Genomic DNA, 16,428 nt, shown 5'->3' on the forward strand with positions numbered 1-16,428 from the left:
GGTCCGGCTACCGCCCGACCGTGAGCCCGGTCGCCCAGACGCCGGGGCTCGCGACGAAGGAGGTGTGACCGCGGTTGAGCCGCGGCCGTCCGTCGTGTCCGTCGATCCGGGTGAGCAGGTCGAACACGTTGCCGGCGAGGGTGATGTTGCCGGCGTTGCGCTGCGCGCCGTCGGGGGTGACGAGGACCGCGTTGGCGCCGATGGAGAAGTCGCCGGTGATGACGTTCGACGTGTGGGCGCCGTTGGCCTGCACCACCTTCAACAGGGTCCTGCCGTCGAGCGGGGCGTCCCCCAGCGCGGCGGCGGGGCGCAGGGCCAGGAAGCCCGGCTGCACGGTCGGCATCTCACCGGAGGGCCCGCGGCGGCCCGAGCCGGTGCTCACCGTCCCCGCTTCGGCGGCGGTGCGGCGGGAACTGAGGAAGCCGCGCAGCACGCCGTCCTCCAGCAGGGTGGTGGGCGCGCACGCGGTGCCCTCGTCGTCCCACGGCACGGGCAGCGGGCTGTCCGCCGCCATCGGGTCGTCCACGAGGGACAGGCCCGCGCTTGCGATCCGCTCGCCGGTGCGGCCGGCCAGCGGCGAGCGGCCCTCCAGGACGGAGTCCAGCTGGAAGGCGGGCACGGCGAGCATGAACAGCTTCGCCATCACCCGGCCGTCGAGGAGGACGTCGTCGTGGGTCAGGCGTGGCACGGGCTCGCCGGCCAGTACCCGGGCGAGGGCCGTCAGCTCGTCGAGCTCGGTGGCCTCGGCGTCCTTGAGGACGGCGTCCACCGACCGCCCGAACATCTGGTGCGCGATGAACCCGACGCGCCGGCCCTTGGCGGTGATCCGGGCCTGCAACTGGAAGGTGCCCGTCGTGTGCCGCAACGGCTCGCAGCCGGCCCGGTGCAGGAGCACCCCGGACCGGTCGGCCCTGGCGCGCAGTTCGACGTCCACGTCGGCGGCGCCCGCGGTGAGTCCGGCGAGGCGCCGGGCCACCGCCTCGTCGAGCCGCGGGTCCGCGAGCGTCCGCGGCCCCTCGGCCCGCCCGGTGCGGCGGGCGGGCGCCGGCGCCCCGGATCCCAGGGCCCGGCCGACCGCGAGGGCGGTGTCGACGAGCGAGGCGTCGGCTCCACCGGGGACGTGCACGGCATACCCCTCGTGCCCGTCCTGCCAGACGGTCAGGGCGGTGGCCGTGGCGGCGGTGGAGACCCGGCGTTCCACCACGCCCTCCCGGCAGACCAGCTCATCGCTCTCGTGGGCGTTCTCCCACACCTCGGAGTCGGCGCCCCGGCCGGCGGCGGTCGCGTTCAGGAATGCGGAGGCCTCGCTCATCGCCCGGTACCACCGACCAGGAGCGACCGCACACGCAGGGTCGGACCCACCACGCCCACCGGGACCCACTGGCCGAACTTGCCGCACTTGGCGGCCCCGACGACGGGGTCGTCGGCTATCGCGTCGATGTCCCTGAGCACCTGGGTTCCCGTTCCTGTGATGGTGGTCTCCTCGATGGGATCGGTGATCCTGCCGTTCTCGATCAGGAAGCCGTTGGTCACCCGGAAGGTGAACTCACCCGTGGACTCGATGACTTCGCCACCGCCGACATGCTGGGCGAAGATCCCGAACTCGGTGCCGGCGACGATGTCCTCGACGCCGGACGTGCCGGCCGCGAGGCAGGTGTTCGTCATCCGGGGCTGCGGCGGGTGCAGCACGGTGGTGCACCGGCCGTTGCCGCTGGGCGGCAGGCCGAGCCGCACCGCCGACTCCTGGTCCGTCAGATAGCCCTTGAGGACACCGTTCTCGATCAGCGTCGTCGGAGTCCCGGCCGTGCCCTCGTCGTCGTGGCCGAAGGAGCCGACCGCCCCCGGGACGGTGGGATCGTCCGTGATGGTGACCAGCGGGGAGGCGATGGTCTCGCCGAGCCGCCCGGCGTAGACGGAACCGCGCAGCACCTCGTCGCCCTCCAGCGGGTGGCAGCACGCCTCGTGGAGCAGGACCATGCCACGCCCGCCGGCCACCACGACCGGGAGGTGGCCCATCGGAGCGGGCCGGGCGTCGAGGCCGGTCACCGCGCGACGTGCGACCTCGGCGCCGGCGCCCGCGGCGTCGATGCCGTCCAGGGTGCCGCTGATGCCCGGGGTGTAGAAACCCGTGGACATCCGGCCGCCCCTGCGGGCGATGACCCGGACGGTGAGATAGCTGAGCAGCCGGTGCTCCTCGCGTATCCGGTCGTCCTGGGCGAGGACCATGTCCTGTTCACTCAGCTCGAAGTCGATGACGACCTGCGCCACCGCCGGGTCGAAGTCCCGGGCCGACTTCTCCAGATCGCCGAGCACGGACAGGACGGCGGAGATCTCCATCCACTCCGGCCCGGAGCCGCCCCCGCCGGCCGTACCCCGGCCGGCGCCCGCCGGGGCACGGCCGCCGCCCGCCGGGGCACGGCCGCCGCCCCCGTCGAGGACGGCGGCGTACGGATCGAGGCCCGACACCGAGCGGTGCCGGAAGCCGTCACGGAGTACGTACCTGGCGGCCGTGCCCTCGCCCCGCTGGACGCTGACGTCGCTGACCCGGCCCTCCGCGAAGCGCCCGCTGGTGCGGTGCCAGGACTGGACGGCGCCCGAGGTGCCCGCGCAGTCCGGCGGGCGGTTCCGGCGTATCTCGCTGACCAGGTCGCCTGCCACCGCCCGGAGCGGCTCGGTAGCGTACATGGGGTCTCTCCAAAGTCGTCGCTGATCGGATGAGGTGTGAGGCCTCAGGGCTGGAGCCGCTGGTGCGCCCAGCCGGCGGTCTCCGCACCGCGGTCGTAGCGCAGCCGCCGGTGCAGCCGGTCGGGGCTGCCGTACCAGAACTCGATGGCCTGCGGAACGAGCCGGTAACCGGTCCACTCCTCGGGGCGGGGCACCGGGCCGCCATCGGCGGCCAGCGCCTTCGCACCGGCCCTCAGCCCGGCCTCGTCGTCGAGGGGGCGGCTCTGCCGCGAGATCGCCGTGGTGGCCTGCGCGGCGAGCGGTCGCCGGGCGAACAGCTCGTCGGACTCCGCACCGGTGAGAACCTCCACCGGCCCCTGCACCGTGAGCTGCTGGAGCGTCTCCCGCCAGTAGAAGGTGAGCGACCCCCAGGGCGTCCCGGCCAGGTCCTGGCCCTTACGGCTGCCCCTGAAGCTGGTGAACTGGAGCCCCCGGTCGTCGATCTCCTTGACCAGCAGCACCCGGCTCGACGCCCTGCCCGACCGGTCGGCGGTGGCCAGCACCGCCGCGTACGGCTCGCGGACCTCACGGGCCACCGCGGAGTCCAGCCAGGCACGCATCAGCGGGTAGGGGTCCTGCGGCGGGGTGTCGAACTCGGGCAGCACCAGGGTGGTGTCACCGCTGAGACTCTGTGTCTGTGCCGCCATGCCTGTCGTCTCCTTCGGTCGTGCGGGGTGATCCGGGCCGCGGGTGCGGTGACCGGCGCGCCGGTCAGGGCCAGGGGCCCAGGTCCGGCAGGGAATCGGAGGACCCGTAGGCCTTGGGCCGCTGGGCGGCGGACCGCCCGGCGAGCCAGGCCGCCAAGGTGTTCTGGGTGCCGTGGACCGTGGTCGGGGCGCCCGAGCCGTGCTCCCAGCGCCGCGTCGTGTCGGCGGAGAGCAGCACCGTGGTGCGCGCCGGGGGCAGCCGGGGCAGCAGATAGCCGACGAGGTGCGTGCCGAGTGCGTCGCCCCACTCCTCGGGCCGGTAGCCGGTGCCCAGATCGGAGTAGTGGATGTGTGCCTCGCGCCACCAGCACAGCTGGGTGGCCAGCAGATCCGCGTCGCGGTAGGAGCAGGGCAGGCTCCAGTCGTCGGGGCCCAGTGCGGCCCACGCCTCCTCCAACCGCGTGAGCCCGTCCTCCAGTGTCTCCCGCAGCTGATCCGCCGAACGCCCGGCGCCCTGTTCGATGCCCGCGTCACGGCCGGGGCGGCCGCCGTCGTACACCTCGATGGTGCGGCCCTCGACGGCGTGGCGCGCCTGGCGGGCGAAGGCGCGGGACAGGTCGCCGAGGTGGGTGAGGAGGTGCCCCCTGCTCCAGCCCGGCAGTTCGGTCGCCTCGCGCGCCGCCGCGTCGTCCAGCGCCGCCGCGTCCTCGCGCAGGCGGGCGTGGATCGCCGCGATCCCGCCGAGCCGTTCGGCGTCGTCGCCGTGTGTGTTCGTCATCTCTCAGACCCCTGTGGTGATGCGCTCGTCGACCGGGCCGGCGGCAGTGCCGTCCTGCCCCCAGAACTCCCTTATCCAGCACAGGATGTCCTGCATGACGTGGTGGTTCTGGTTCGGGCGCAACGCGCCCAACTGGAAGAACATCACACCCTCGCTGGGCGGGCCGAGCAGGGTGAGCCGCCGGTCCACCTCGCCGTCGGCCCGCACCGGGTGGAAGTCCTCCGTGAGGTCCAGGCCGCCGGGGGCGAAGTCCGGCTCGCCGGCGCCCGGGTTGCTCCACTTGCGGACGAGCCCGTGCCGCAGCAGGTTCGGGTAGATCGGCAGGACGTCGTTCTCGGCGTCGAAGGGGTGCACGCGCGAGTCGACGAGGATGTCGACCGGCAGTTCGGCGCCGGTGACACCACCGCGCACCACGAAGCGTCCGCTGCTCGCATCCGGTTCCACCTCGGCCCCGGGGCCGGCCGAGACATCGACCAGGCCGTGCTGGATCAGGGCCCGGATCTTCTCCATGACCTCCAGCGCGGCGCCGTTGCAGAGCCGGTTGTGGTGGCGCATGAAGACGTCCAGGAAGTCGCGGTGCGACGCCGCGTGCAGCCCGCCGAAGTCGACCGCCGCCGCCAGCACGTCCCGCAGGTCGCGCCAGACGCCGTCCGCCGCCGCCTTGGCCGGATTGGACAGGTTGTCCTGGGCGGCCCAGCGGTGGTCGAGGTCGAGGAAGTCGAGCATCGCCGTACGGTACTCCTCGGGCGTGCTGAACGAGCCGCGGTCGACCGGCCGGATCGCGCGCTCCCAGGAGAAGCGCTGGGCCCCCAGGCTCCTCGGGTGGCGCCAGGGGGACTCCGTGGCCGCGACACCGGCCGCGAACAGGGCCGGGTCATCGATCCGCGCGGCGAGGCCGGCCGCCTGCTCGGGCCCGAACACCACGTCCAGGAAACGGTGCAGCGCCGCCTCGGCGTCCCACTCCCGCTCCTTCGCCGCGGCCAGTCCCACCGTGCCCGCCAGGACCGCGTCGAGGGTCTCTGCCGCCTCGTCGACCAGGGCCTCCAGCGGAGCCAGGAGCCGGCGCACGGACTCCTTCGACGGGGCGCCGCACCCACCGTCGGCGAGGAACGCCTCGTACTCGGGCCGGGCGGCCGCCTCCAGACGGCGGCCGAAGTCCGCGCCGAGCAGGGTGGTGTAGTAGAGGTGGGCCATCTCCAGCACGATGACGGGGAAGACGTGGTCGCGGAAGTCGAGCTGGCGCTGTTCGGCGCCGCCGATGGTCACGCGCCGGCCCGCCGACCGGCGCAGCCGGTGCACCGCGTCCTCGACCAGGAAGACGCCCCGGTGCTCCAAGCGCTCGGGGTCGCGTTCCTTGGCGTTGTAGGGCCGGGCGAAGGTGAACAACCCGGCGCGGCTGAACAGGACGATGGAGTCGGGCTCCCGGCCGGAGGCCCGGTACGACAGGGTGCCGTCCGTCCGCTCCTCGAACACACCGCCCCGGCCCTCGGTCAGATGCAGGATGAGGTCGATGCCGGTGAGGCCCATTCCGACGCACCCGACGGTGCTGCCGGGGCCGGCCTGGCCGGGCCCGAACGCCTTCTCCAGCGGGTAGGCGGACGGTACGAAGGCCGCCCGGTGCCGCCCCGCGAACCGGGCCCACTCGGCCTGACGCGGGTAGCGGGCCGGGTCGTTGGACGAGTGGCCGGTCAGCATCAGGACATGGTCGGCGTCGAGCACGTGCTCGCCGGTACCGCCGAAGACGGCCAGCGAGCCGTCCGGCAGCTCCTGGAGGTCGGTCACCTCACTGTGGTGCAAATGAACCTCCACGCCCGGCACTTGCCGCAGTATCCTGACATACCGTCGGAACTGATCGGCGAGCGCCAGGCCGTGGACGTAACGCTTCGGCCAGTCCTCGGCGGCCAGGTCGAAGACCGGATCCCCGGTCTCCTCGAACCTGGCGCGGCACCAGTCGAGCAGGGTGGGCCGGTCCTCCCGGGGCAGCAGTGGTCCCGCGCCGACGACGCTCTCGTCCGCGGCGAACGCCACCTGGCCGACGATGCGGTTGAGGAAGCTGGTGACCGGCTGCTCCGCGCTGTGCACCTGCCCGGCGCCGAACTGCCCCGCGCGGTCGAAGATGTGGATGTCGAGCGACAGGGGAGCCGTAGCCGCCTGCGCCGTCGCGGCGAGCCGGTCCAGCACGTAGGTGCAGCTGGGGCCCGCGCCGACGATGGCGAGTCGGTTGGAACGCATCCGGTGGTTCTCCTTGGTCAGAGGGGTGGGAGCATGCCGTCGCGGTCCGGTCACAAGCCCTGGTCGGCGTACTTGGCGAGCACACGGTCGAACGCGGCGAGGAAGCCCGTGATGTCGTCGCCGTCCAACTGGCCCATGTTGGCCACGCGGAAGACGCCCTCCAGCTGTTCCTGCGTGGAGTAGACGACGTACCCCTCGGTCTTGAGGCCGTCGTGCAGTTCGTCATACGTCATGCCCTTGGGCACGTAAACGTTCGTCACGGAGTTGGCGCGCTGGTCGGCCGGCAGCAGGAAGCGGACGCCGCGCTCGGCCAGGCCCGTCCGGATCCGCTCGGCGAGCGCGGTGTAGCGGGCGGCGCGTCCCTCGACGCCCTCGGCGAGGGATCGGTCCAGGGCCTCCTCCAGCGCGGTCATGACCTGGAGGGCGGGGGTGAACAGGGGCGCGTTCTTGCGGTCCTGGGAGATGAAGTGGCCGTACAGGTCCAGGTAGAAGGTGCGGGCCGGCACGTCGGCGAGCCCCTCGAGGCGGTGACGCGGTGCGGTGACGAAGCTGACGCCGGGAAGGCCTTCGACGCACTTGTTGGCGGTGCCCACGCACCAGTCGATGTGGTCGGCCCGCAGGTCCAGGCGTTCGGAGCCGAGGCTGCTGATGGCGTCCACGGCGAACTGCCGGCCGTGCTTGGCGACGACGGCGCCGATCTCCCGGAGCGGGTTGAGCATGCCGGTGCTGGTCTCGTGGTGGACGAGTCCCACGTGCGTGATGCCCGGGTCCTCGGCGAGGGCGCGGTCGACGGCGGCCACGTCGATCGGGTTGCACCAGCCGAACTCCATACGGCGGTGCGGAATGCCGTGCACGTCGACGATGCGCCAGAGCCGCTCGCCGTAGTTGCCGTTGTCGAGGATCAGGATGCGGCCGTCCGCCGGGACGATGGAGGAGAACGCGGCCTCCAGAGCGGCGGTGCCCGAGCCGGCGAGGAGCACCGAGGTGTCGGTGTCGTCGCCGCCGCCGAGGCGGGTGGCCTTCTCACGGACCCGGGTCATCAGCGCGGCGGCCTCGGGCTCGCGGTGGCACTGGTCGGGTGAGGCCATGGCGGCGCGCACGTCATCGTGGACGTTGACGGGGCCGGGGTTGAGCAGTACCAGGCGGCTGGTGGTGGGCGTGGCGGACATGCCGGAACCTCCTCAGGAGCGGGCTGACGTGAAGCCGGGGTCGGACGGGGGCGGGGGCGGTGCGGTGCCGTCGGCCGCTTCCGCGCCCCCGGTCGGGGACGGGGCGGTGCGGCCGGCCGGGAGGGTGGTGGGCCGGGTACGGGAGATCAGCGTGTGCGGCACGTCCGGCGGCCACCGGTCCATCGGTGCGAGCAGGTGGTGCAACGAGGCCGAGGTGCGGTCGCCGCGGGTGATCACGCACTCGGCCCCGCGCCGGGCGTGCGCGGCCAGGGCGTCGACTTTGCCGCGCATCGCGTCGCTGGTGTCCCAGGGAGCGGTCTCCCACACCAGGGCGTGCGCGGACGACGTGTCGTCGGGGCTGACCCAGGGCAGGACGGGCCCGTCGGGACCGGTCCCGGTCAGGACGCCCGGCACATCGGTGAGTGTGACGATCCGTACGGGGCCGAGCGACCCGTCGACGAGCATGCCGGGCACATGGTCGCTGCCGTAGATCCGCAGACCGCCGTCGGCGGTCAGGATGCAGTCGCCGGAGAGCACCGGCAGTACGCCTTCGGCCAGCAGCCTGCGCACCACGGTGAGGTCGGCGACGGCCCCGGACGGCTGGTCCGCGCACATGGCCGCGACCTGGAGCGGCAGGGCGCGGATGCCCGCCTCCCGGAAGGCGGCGGTCCAGGCCCACTTGACGGCGAACGTGGCCCGGGTCAGGTCGAGGGCGGCGAAGCCGTCGGCGGTGTCGAGGTCGCGGACCGCGCCGTGGCCCAGGGCGCCGCCGCCGGCCACGAACACCGTACGGCCCGGGAAGGTCCGTACGAGGTCGGCGACGAGCGCCGCGTAGGCGCGTATCGCCGCCGCGTCCAGGTGGTCGTCGGTGCGCTTGTCGGAGACGAGACTCCCGCCGACCTTGACGACGAGGGTCCGCGGCTCCCCGGCCCGTGCCGACGGCGGGGCCGCCGGGGCCGCGCTCACCGCTCCTCCGCGAGCGCCCCGGACACGGTGGTGACGACCCGGCCGACGACGTCGTCTAGGGGTTCCTCCGCGTCGAGGGTGAGCCAGCCGAACCGGGCGGCCCAGTCGTCGAGCACGGCCAGGATCCGGTTCTGGTGCGTCAGGAAGTTCTCCTGGGAGCACGCGGGGTCCATGCCGCACTCGTAGGGCACGACATCCCGTCCGACCTTGCGCTCCCAGGCGTGCTTCGGGTCGAGCCGCAGGTACAGCACCCGTCCGGAGACGGGCAGCGCGGAGACGACGCCCTCCGCCCAGGCGCGGTCCAGGCCGTAGACGATCTCGGCGGCGGCGTGCTTCATCCAGTAGCCGTCGAGCAGGGTGACGGTGCCGGGCCGTACCGCGTCGGGGGTGCGGGCCAGCAGGGCGTGGGAGATGGACCACATCAGGAACAGGAAGCGGGTCGGGTTCGGCATCTCCGCGACGCAGAGCCGGGTGTCGGGCACATCGGGCTTCATGAACCGGGTCGCCGGGTACGCCGGGTTGTCGACGATGTCCCAGCGGTCCACCCGCTCGATCGGCGTCCCGGCCGCCGCCAGCCGCTCGGTGGCCAGCCGCGAGACGGTCGACTTGCCGGCTCCGTCCGAGCCCACGAGGGAGACGATCACGCGGCGCCCTCCCGGCTCGGCTCCGGCCGCAGCAGGCCGGAGACGACCGACCACAGCACGCCCGGGGTGGTGAACGACTGCTGGCTGAGCCGCTCGTCGGGGATCTCGATGTCGTAGGTCTCCTCCAGGGAGACGACGAGTTCGACGATGGCGATGGAGTCGAGGCCATGGCCCAGCAGGTCGTCGTCCGGCCGCAGTCCGCCGTCGCGGCCGAGCTCGACGTGCCGCGTCACCAGCGCCTCGAAACGGCTGTCCCAGGGTGTGTTCATGAATGGTCCCGATGTCGGTGGCGGGGTGTTCGGTGGGGGAGCGGTGGTGCCGGCCGGTTCAGTCATGGGGGACGTTGGAGCGTTCGCTGTCGTCCCCGCGGCCGGTGTCGAAGAGCCGCCCCAGGAAGGGCAGCGACCACCGGGCGGTCTGGCCGTCGAAGGTCCCGTACTGGTCCAGGTAGGCGGTGTCCTCGGGCCGCAGCGCCGCGAGCACCTCCGGTGGCACCGCGTCCGGGTACAGCTCGGCCGTGAAGTGCAGGGCGTAGTACGCGATGGGGCCGGCCTCGTACTCCTCGACCCGGAGCAGGAACGCCCGCCACACGTCCTGGTCGTGGCCGGCGGCGACGAGCGCCACGTCCAGGAACTTGCTGATCTGCAGATCGACGCTGTCCTCGATGAACTGCAGGCTCGTCGCTTCCTTGTGCAGATGGGAGCAGAGGTCCAGCAGCCGGTCGGCGGGTTCGGGGACCCAGGTCGGGGCACCGCACAGGACCGTGGGCACGGAGCGGTCGAGCAGTTCGCGCGCGGGTGCGCTGACGCCCGACTTCTTCTGGAAGATGTCGTGGCACAGGTCCACGTTGAACTCGGGCACGTCCGGACGGTTCCCGGCCTTGCGGTACGGCAGTTGGTTGCTGAGGTTGACGCGCCAGAAGATCTGGGTCTTGCGGCTGTACGGCACGATCTGCTCGCCGTCCTCGGCGAGTTTGCCCTGCACATAGCCGAGCCGCTCCAGGACCTCGTGGGCCCGCGGCACGTCGTCCCGGTCGACGAGCAGGTCCACGTCGTTGATCCGGCGCATACCGGGGTCGCCGTACTCGCCCTCGGCGAGCGAGAAACCCTTGCGCACGGCGTGCCGCACCCCGGCTTCGCCGAGCTCCCGGAACACCCGGCCGAAGTCGTCGGCCAGCGCCTGGTTGCGTACGCGGTTGCCCAGGTAGGAGGTGGTGAACACCCAACTGTACGGAAAGCCCTTGAGCCCTTCGCGGTCACGGTCCAGGCGGTGGGTGAAGACATGGCGCCCGACCAGCGGGAGCAGTTTGTGGCGGGCCGCGGCGTCGAGGAACGCCCCCCAGTCGAGGTCGTTCCGGTCGGCGAGCGAGCGTGCCAGGCGCTCGTGGGCCGCGTCCAGCCGCGGCCGGGCCAGGGCGAGCAGCAGCCGGGCGTGGGCGGGCAGGGCGGAGGTGTCGGGCCCGTCGGGCGCCGGTACGTCCGGGTGTGCGGTCTTCTCCGGTGCGGTGGTCATCGTGTCTCCTCCTCGCTGACGGCCGCCCGCAGGGACCGGTGGTCGACCTTTCCGTTGGGAGTGAGTGGCAGCGCCTCCCACTCCCGCCAGCGCCGGGGCGCCATGGCCGGCGGGACGGCGGCGCGTACGGCTAGCTGCAGTTCTTCGGGGGGGACGGGCACCCGCAGGCTGTAGTGCGCGATCAACTGGCTGCGTTCGCCGTCACCGCTGACCGTGACGGCGCACTGGGTGATGGCCGGGTGGCGGCCGAGCACCGCCTCGATCTCGGCGAGTTCCATCCGTACGCCCGCCACCTTGACCTGGCGGTCGCCGCGGCCGAGGTAGTGGACGACGCCCTCGTCGAACCGCGCCAGATCGCCGGTGCGGTACAGCCGTCCGGTGGGCGAGCCGGGGTCGAACGGGTCGCGGAAGAAGGCGCGTGCGGTGGTCTCGGCATCGTTGAGGTAGCCCAGGCCCACTCCCGTGCCGCCGACGAACAGTTCGCCGGACTCGCCCGGTTCCGCTGACCGCCAGTTCCCGCTCTCCTCGACCAGCAGGTAGAGCGCCGTGTTGATGACGGGTGAGCCCACGGGGAGCCGGGTGCGCTCCAGGTCCGTGCGGGTCACCACGTGGTGGGTGACGTCGTCGGAGCACTCGGTGGGCCCGTAGGCGTTGACCAGGGTGATCCGGGGCAGGGCCGTCATCGCGCGCTCGGCCACCGGGGGGTGCAACTCCTCGCCGGTGGACATCAGCCACCGCAGGGCCCGCAGCGGCGCCGGGTCGCGCCGGAGGGTCTCGTCGACCAGCCAGCCCACGACCGTCGGGACCAGCTCGACGACCGTGACGCGATGGGCGTCGATGGCCTTGACGAGGCGCCGGGGAAAGCGCATGACGGTGTCGTCCAGGACCACGACGTGTCCGCCGACGAGCAGCGGGCAGAGCATCTGCCAGATCGATATGTCGAAGACGAGCGGTGCGGTGAAGGCCACCACGTCGTCGGGGCCCAGGGACAGGTCCGTGACCTTGGCCCACAGGTGGTTGAGCATGCCCCGGTGCTCGACGGTGGCGCCCTTCGGCCGCCCGGTGGTGCCCGATGTGAAGATCGTGTAGCGCGTCTCGTCCGAGCGGTCCGAGGCGTTCCGCGGCGGCGGCGGCGCGTCGTCCGCCGCCGGGCCGGCCGGCAGCGCCGCGGCCTTCACCCGGGCGGTCTCGGCCGCGGCGCGGGCGGGACCGGCCGGCGTTCCGGTGAGGGCGGCGTAGTCGAGGAGGAGTGCGGCGCGGCTGCGCTCCAGCACGTCGCGGACCCGCTCCTGCGGCCAGTCGAGGTCGATCGGCAGATAGGAGGCCCCGACGCTCTCCAGGGCCAGGAACACCGCCGGCGTCTCGACGCTGCGCGGACCGACGCAGGCGACGACCTCTCCGGCGCCCACGCCCTCGTCGAGCAGGACGGCGCGGATCGCGGCGACCCGGAGCAGCAGGGCGCGGTAGCCGAGGGTCCGTCCGCCTTCGGTCAGCGCCGGGCTGTCCGGGGCGCGCTCGGCGTGCCGGGCGACGTACTCCAGGACGCCGGTGGCCGTGTCCACCTCCTTGGCGCTGGTCAGGGCCAAGGAGGTGGCCCGCTCCACGGTGCCGGGAACGAGGGGGAGCTCGGCCCAGTCGTGGCGGGCGGTCATCGCGCACCGCCCCGGGAGCCGGGGCCGCGGTGGCGTTCGAGGTCGTGGAAGAAGCCGTCGACCACGGTGAGGGCGCCCGTCTCCCGCGCCCGGCCGTGCACGAAGCCGCCGACGGCCAGGTCCAGTACGCCGAGGCCGAACGGGGAGAAGACGACGGTGCGGCCGGTCGGCGGATCGACCTTGCCGGTGAGCACGTCGTACAGCGTGCCGTCGATGAAGTCCCTGCCCCCGGTGCGCTGTTCGGCGAGGTGCACGGAGGTGTCGGCCTTGAGGACGTGCTCGACGTCGTCGACCACGTTGGCGCTGTCGAGGATGACCTCGGTGCCCAGGTCGCGCAGCGAGACGTGCAGGACGAGCGGGTGGTGGTCGAACCAGGACGGGTCCTCGGCGTGGGGCGCGGCGGCCGTGGTGGCGAAGACCACGACGTCCGACGAGCGGACCAGGCTCTCCGCGCTCTCGTGGACGCGGACGGCGGCGCCGTCCGTGGTCTCGCGCAGATGCCCGGCGAATCCCTCGGCGTACTCGCGCGAGAGGTCGTACACCCCGAACTCCTGCGGCTCCCAGCCCAGCACGGACAGGTAGTCGTGCAGGTAGCGGGCGATCAGGCCGGTGCCGACGAAGCCGACGCGGCGCGGCGCGGGCCGGCCGCGGGTGAGCGCACGGGCCGCGACGGCGGCCGAGGCGGCGGTGCGTACGGCGCTGATGATGGAGCTCTCCAGGCACGCGTACGGGTACCCCGTCACCGGGTCGTTGAGGATCAGCACGGCGGACGCGCGCGGGATGCCGCGGTCCAGGTTGGTGGGGAAGCTGGAGATCCACTTGAGGCCGTCGACCGGTCGCTCGCCGCGCACGGAGGCGGGCAGGGCGATGATGCGGGCGGTGGGCCGGTCGGGGAACCGCAGGAAGTAGGAGGGCGGATTCACGGTGCCCGCCTCGCCGTGCAGGAGGTAGGTCCGCTCGACCAGCTCGCAGACCTCCCGCTGCCTGCCGTCCAGCACATGGTGCACGGTGGCACCCGTGACCACAGAGAAGTCCGGTGTCTCGGACGGGTTGTTCACTGGTTCTCCAAGAGGTCCTGCGCGCCCCGGTGGTAGTGGCGCGCCACCCAGGCGTCGTTGTAGATCGTGTCGATGTACCGCTCGCCGAGGTCGGGGGCGATGGCCACCGAGGTCCGGTCCGCGGAGCCGTGCCGCGCCAGCCACTCGGTGGCCGCGCTGATCACGGTGCCGGAGGAGCCGCCGAGGAGGACGCCCCGGGCGGCCAGGCGCCGGCACATGCGGATGGCGTCCCGCTCGTCGCCCCAGACGACCTCGTCCACGAGGGACGGGTCGATCAGCGGCATGGGTGTGCTCGCGCCCAGCCCCGGGATGTGCCGGGGCCCGGGCGCTCCCGAGAAGTTCACCGAGCCGACGCTGTCGACGGCCACGATGTGTACGCCCGGCCGGTGTTCGCGGAAGTAGCGGGCGCAGCCCATGAGGGTTCCGCCGGTGCCCGTGCCGATGAACAGCGTGTCGAGGTCCGGGAACTCCTTGGCGATCAGCGCCGCCGTGTTCTCGTAGTGCGCGGCCCAGTTCGCCGGGTTCTCGTACTGGTTGAGCCAGACGTACCGAGGGTCCTGCGCGCAGCGCTCGCGCACATGGGCCTTGCGCGCGGCGAGGTAGCTGCCGCTGGCGTCCGGTTCGTCCACCACGACGACCTCGGCCCCGTAGGCCTTCATCAGGTCGGTCGCGGCCGGGTTGCACTTGGGGTCGGTGACGCAGACGAACCTGAGCCCCTTCGCCGCCGCGATGACGGCGAGCGCGACCCCGAGATTGCCGGAGGAGGACTCGATCAGGATGGATTCGGGGCCGATGATCCCCTCGCGCTGAGCCGTGTTCACCATCCAGGCCGCGGGCCGGACCTTCACCGATCCCGCGAAGTTGAAGCCCTCGCACTTCAGGTACAGGCGGCAGTCCAGGAGCCGCCGCAGATCGAGGTAGATCTCGCTGTCGAGGAGCTCGTCGGCCCCCGTGATGACGGTCATGCCCCCCGCTCGCCTCCACCTGTCCGCCGTGTGCTGTCCGAACGAGCCGTGCTCACGCGTCGAGCTTTTGCCAGTCGGCCATCCGCTGGAGGTCGAAGATGTCCCGCACCGAGGCGATCTCCGATTCCAGCGCGGTGGTGTCGCCCGCCTCGTAGATGGCGCGGTAGGCGTCGCGCATGGCGGAGAGCGCGGCGCGCATGCCCTGGTTGGCGTAGATGACGACGGAGACGCCTGCCGCGCTCACCTCGTCGATGTGCCAGTCCGGGTAGGTGGTGGGGACGATGACCACCGGGACACGGTTGTCCCACCGGTCCAGGAAGGAGACCACCTCGTCCTTGGTGCGCGCCTTGGAGTGGATGAGTACGGCGTCGGCGCCGGCGTCGGCGTAGGCGTTGCAGCGGTTCACCGCCTCCTCGACGCCCGCGCCGGAGATCAGGGCCTCGGTGCGGGCGATGAAGAAGAAGTCCTCGGTGGACTGCGCGGCCTTGGCGGTCTGTATCTTGCCGGCGAAGGCCGGGATGTCGAGCAGCGTCTGGTCGCCGTTGGCGAAGCTGTTCATCTTCGGGAAGAGCTTGTCCTCCATGCACACGGCCGTGATGCCGGCGCCTTCGAACTCGTGGACCATGTGGGCCACGTTGTAGTTGCCGCCGTACCCGGTGTCGACGTCGGCCACGACGGGGATGTCGAGGGCCTTCTGGATGTTGGCGGCCGCCTCCAGGTACTCGGTCATGCTCAGGATGCTGGCGTCGGGCAGGCATCGGGAGGCCGATACCTCCAGGCTCGACGACCACACCGCCTGGAACCCGGCCTCCTGGGCCAGGACTCCGCTGAGCGCGTGGTGGGCGCCCGCGAGGCGCACCACGTCGTGCGCGGCGAGTACGGAGCGGAACGAGGGATAGCTGCGCTTGAGCATCTACTGCCTTCCTCAGGCGGAGATTCCCGGACGTCTCGGCCTCAACGGAAACCGGGACGACTACGTGACCGGGCAATCTTTGTCATGGAATTGACTGGATGTTCCTGCTGCAATGTCGGTGGCTCTGGCGGTGAAGCTAGCACGGTCAAGACAGGCGAAGTCAACGATGTTGGCAATTTCTTGCCAAAGGTCGTTGTGACGGTGCAGGATCTTTGACATGACTTATCGAGCCCGCGTCGTCGTACTGGACCCCGTTTCCCCCAGCGCCCTAGCGGACCTGGAACAGGACCACGAGGTCGTGGTGCGGTTGCACCCAGACCATGACGAACTCCTCGGACTGGCCGCCGACGCCGACGCCCTCGTCGTACGCAGCGGTGTGACCATCACCGGCGACGTCATCCGTTCCGGGCGCCGTCTGAGAGCGGTGGCCAGGGCCGGCTCGGGGACCGACAACATCGACCTGGAAGCCTGCCGCGAGGCGGGAGTGCAGGTGTTCAACTTCCCCGGAGTCTCCGCACCCGCCGTCGCCGATCTGGCCATCGGCCTCATGCTCGCCGTGACCCGCAACATCGCCCTCGCCGACCGGCAGGTCCGCGGCGGTCAGTGGAACAAGCCCCGGCTCGCCGGGCCGGGCCTCGCGGACCGGGTGCTCGGCGTGGTGGGCCTCGGCCCGATCGGCTCCCGGATCGCCAGGCTCGGCGCCGCGTTCGACATGCGTGTCCTCGCCGCCGTGGACCGCGTCACTCCGGCCCGCGACGAGGAACTGCGCGGCCGCGGGATCAAACGGGTCCCCCTGCCCGACCTCCTCGGCGCGGCCGACATGGTCTGCCTCGCCGTCCCCCTCACCGACCGGACGAGGAACCTCATCGGCGCCGGGGAACTGGCCCGCATGCACACCGGCTCCTACCTCATCAACGTCTCCCGCGGAGGTGTCGTCGACGAGGACGCCCTGCTGCGCGCGCTGATGGACGGTGTGATCGCCGGCGCCGCCCTCGACGTGCACGGGCAGGAGTCCGGCACCCCGGCGCTGGCCACGCTGGACAACGTGGTGCTCACCCCGCACCTCGGCGCCACCACCTCCGACGCCCAGGAACGGGTCGGGCGGCTGCTCGCCGCGGACCTGCGCGCCGTCCTGGCCGGCGGCCGGGCGACGAACAGGGTGTGCTGA

15 protein-coding genes are annotated in these 16,428 nt (G+C 72.3%); 1 reads left to right on the forward strand and 14 read right to left on the reverse strand.

Annotated features, from left to right (window positions below; all coding sequences use genetic code 11):
- Window positions 1-7: 7 nt before the first annotated feature.
- From ACZ60Q_RS16175 to ACZ60Q_RS16240, 14 genes are all read right to left on the reverse strand, one after another.
- A complete protein-coding gene (locus ACZ60Q_RS16175; RefSeq protein ID WP_469634114.1) occupies window positions 8-1,312 on the reverse strand; it encodes a metallopeptidase TldD-related protein in 1,305 nt (434 codons plus the stop codon).
- Complete coding sequence (locus ACZ60Q_RS16180; protein ID WP_469634117.1) at window positions 1,309-2,685, reverse strand: TldD/PmbA family protein; 1,377 nt, start codon at window positions 2,683-2,685, stop codon at window positions 1,309-1,311. The genes ACZ60Q_RS16175 and ACZ60Q_RS16180 overlap by 4 nt, the downstream gene beginning before the upstream one ends.
- Before the next feature lie 44 nt (window positions 2,686-2,729).
- A complete protein-coding gene (gene phzG, locus ACZ60Q_RS16185) occupies window positions 2,730-3,371 on the reverse strand; it encodes a phenazine biosynthesis FMN-dependent oxidase PhzG (RefSeq protein ID WP_469634120.1) in 642 nt (213 codons plus the stop codon).
- Between the two features lie 64 nt (window positions 3,372-3,435).
- Window positions 3,436-4,149 carry a maleylpyruvate isomerase family mycothiol-dependent enzyme gene (locus tag ACZ60Q_RS16190; protein WP_469634123.1) on the reverse strand — a complete coding sequence of 238 codons (714 nt, stop codon included), beginning with the start codon at window positions 4,147-4,149 and terminating at the stop codon, window positions 3,436-3,438.
- A gap of 3 nt (window positions 4,150-4,152) precedes the next feature.
- Entirely contained in the window at window positions 4,153-6,381 is a 2,229-nt protein-coding gene (locus ACZ60Q_RS16195) for an FAD/NAD(P)-binding protein (RefSeq protein ID WP_469634125.1), read from the reverse strand.
- A gap of 50 nt (window positions 6,382-6,431) precedes the next feature.
- Window positions 6,432-7,550 (reverse strand): pyridoxal-phosphate-dependent aminotransferase family protein, encoded by a 1,119-nt coding sequence (locus ACZ60Q_RS16200; RefSeq protein WP_469634127.1) that lies wholly within the window; start codon window positions 7,548-7,550, stop codon window positions 6,432-6,434.
- Window positions 7,551-7,562: 12 nt separating this feature from the next.
- Window positions 7,563-8,516: an amino acid kinase family protein gene (locus tag ACZ60Q_RS16205; RefSeq protein ID WP_469634130.1), complete on the reverse strand. Its 954-nt coding sequence runs from the start codon at window positions 8,514-8,516 to the stop codon at window positions 7,563-7,565.
- Window positions 8,513-9,160, reverse strand: a complete 648-nt coding sequence (locus tag ACZ60Q_RS16210) for a nucleoside/nucleotide kinase family protein (RefSeq protein ID WP_469634133.1) — start codon at window positions 9,158-9,160, stop codon at window positions 8,513-8,515. Before ACZ60Q_RS16210 ends, ACZ60Q_RS16205 begins: the two co-directional genes overlap by 4 nt.
- The gene (locus ACZ60Q_RS16215; RefSeq protein ID WP_469634136.1) at window positions 9,157-9,429 is read right to left on the reverse strand and encodes a phosphopantetheine-binding protein; all 273 of its coding nucleotides are present in this window, start codon (window positions 9,427-9,429) and stop codon (window positions 9,157-9,159) included. Before ACZ60Q_RS16215 ends, ACZ60Q_RS16210 begins: the two co-directional genes overlap by 4 nt.
- 58 nt (window positions 9,430-9,487) lie before the next feature.
- Window positions 9,488-10,672, reverse strand: coding sequence for a nucleotidyltransferase family protein (locus ACZ60Q_RS16220; RefSeq protein WP_469634139.1), 1,185 nt, complete (start codon window positions 10,670-10,672; stop codon window positions 9,488-9,490).
- Window positions 10,669-12,324: an amino acid adenylation domain-containing protein gene (locus ACZ60Q_RS16225; RefSeq protein ID WP_469634142.1), complete on the reverse strand. Its 1,656-nt coding sequence runs from the start codon at window positions 12,322-12,324 to the stop codon at window positions 10,669-10,671. Before ACZ60Q_RS16225 ends, ACZ60Q_RS16220 begins: the two co-directional genes overlap by 4 nt.
- Window positions 12,321-13,382, reverse strand: a complete 1,062-nt coding sequence (gene sbnB, locus ACZ60Q_RS16230) for a 2,3-diaminopropionate biosynthesis protein SbnB (protein WP_469634145.1) — start codon at window positions 13,380-13,382, stop codon at window positions 12,321-12,323. The genes ACZ60Q_RS16225 and sbnB overlap by 4 nt, the downstream gene beginning before the upstream one ends.
- On the reverse strand, window positions 13,379-14,347 hold the full coding sequence (gene sbnA / locus ACZ60Q_RS16235; RefSeq protein WP_469634148.1) for a 2,3-diaminopropionate biosynthesis protein SbnA: 969 nt from the start codon (window positions 14,345-14,347) through the stop codon (window positions 13,379-13,381). The genes sbnB and sbnA overlap by 4 nt, the downstream gene beginning before the upstream one ends.
- Window positions 14,348-14,399: 52 nt before the next feature.
- A complete protein-coding gene (locus tag ACZ60Q_RS16240; RefSeq protein WP_469634151.1) occupies window positions 14,400-15,260 on the reverse strand; it encodes an isocitrate lyase/phosphoenolpyruvate mutase family protein in 861 nt (286 codons plus the stop codon).
- Window positions 15,261-15,477: 217 nt separating this feature from the next.
- Between ACZ60Q_RS16240 and ACZ60Q_RS16245 the strand changes: the two genes are divergently transcribed.
- Window positions 15,478-16,428: a hydroxyacid dehydrogenase gene (locus ACZ60Q_RS16245; protein WP_469634154.1), complete on the forward strand. Its 951-nt coding sequence runs from the start codon at window positions 15,478-15,480 to the stop codon at window positions 16,426-16,428.

It is taken from the genome of Streptomyces sp. NPDC104313, from assembly GCF_055583985.1.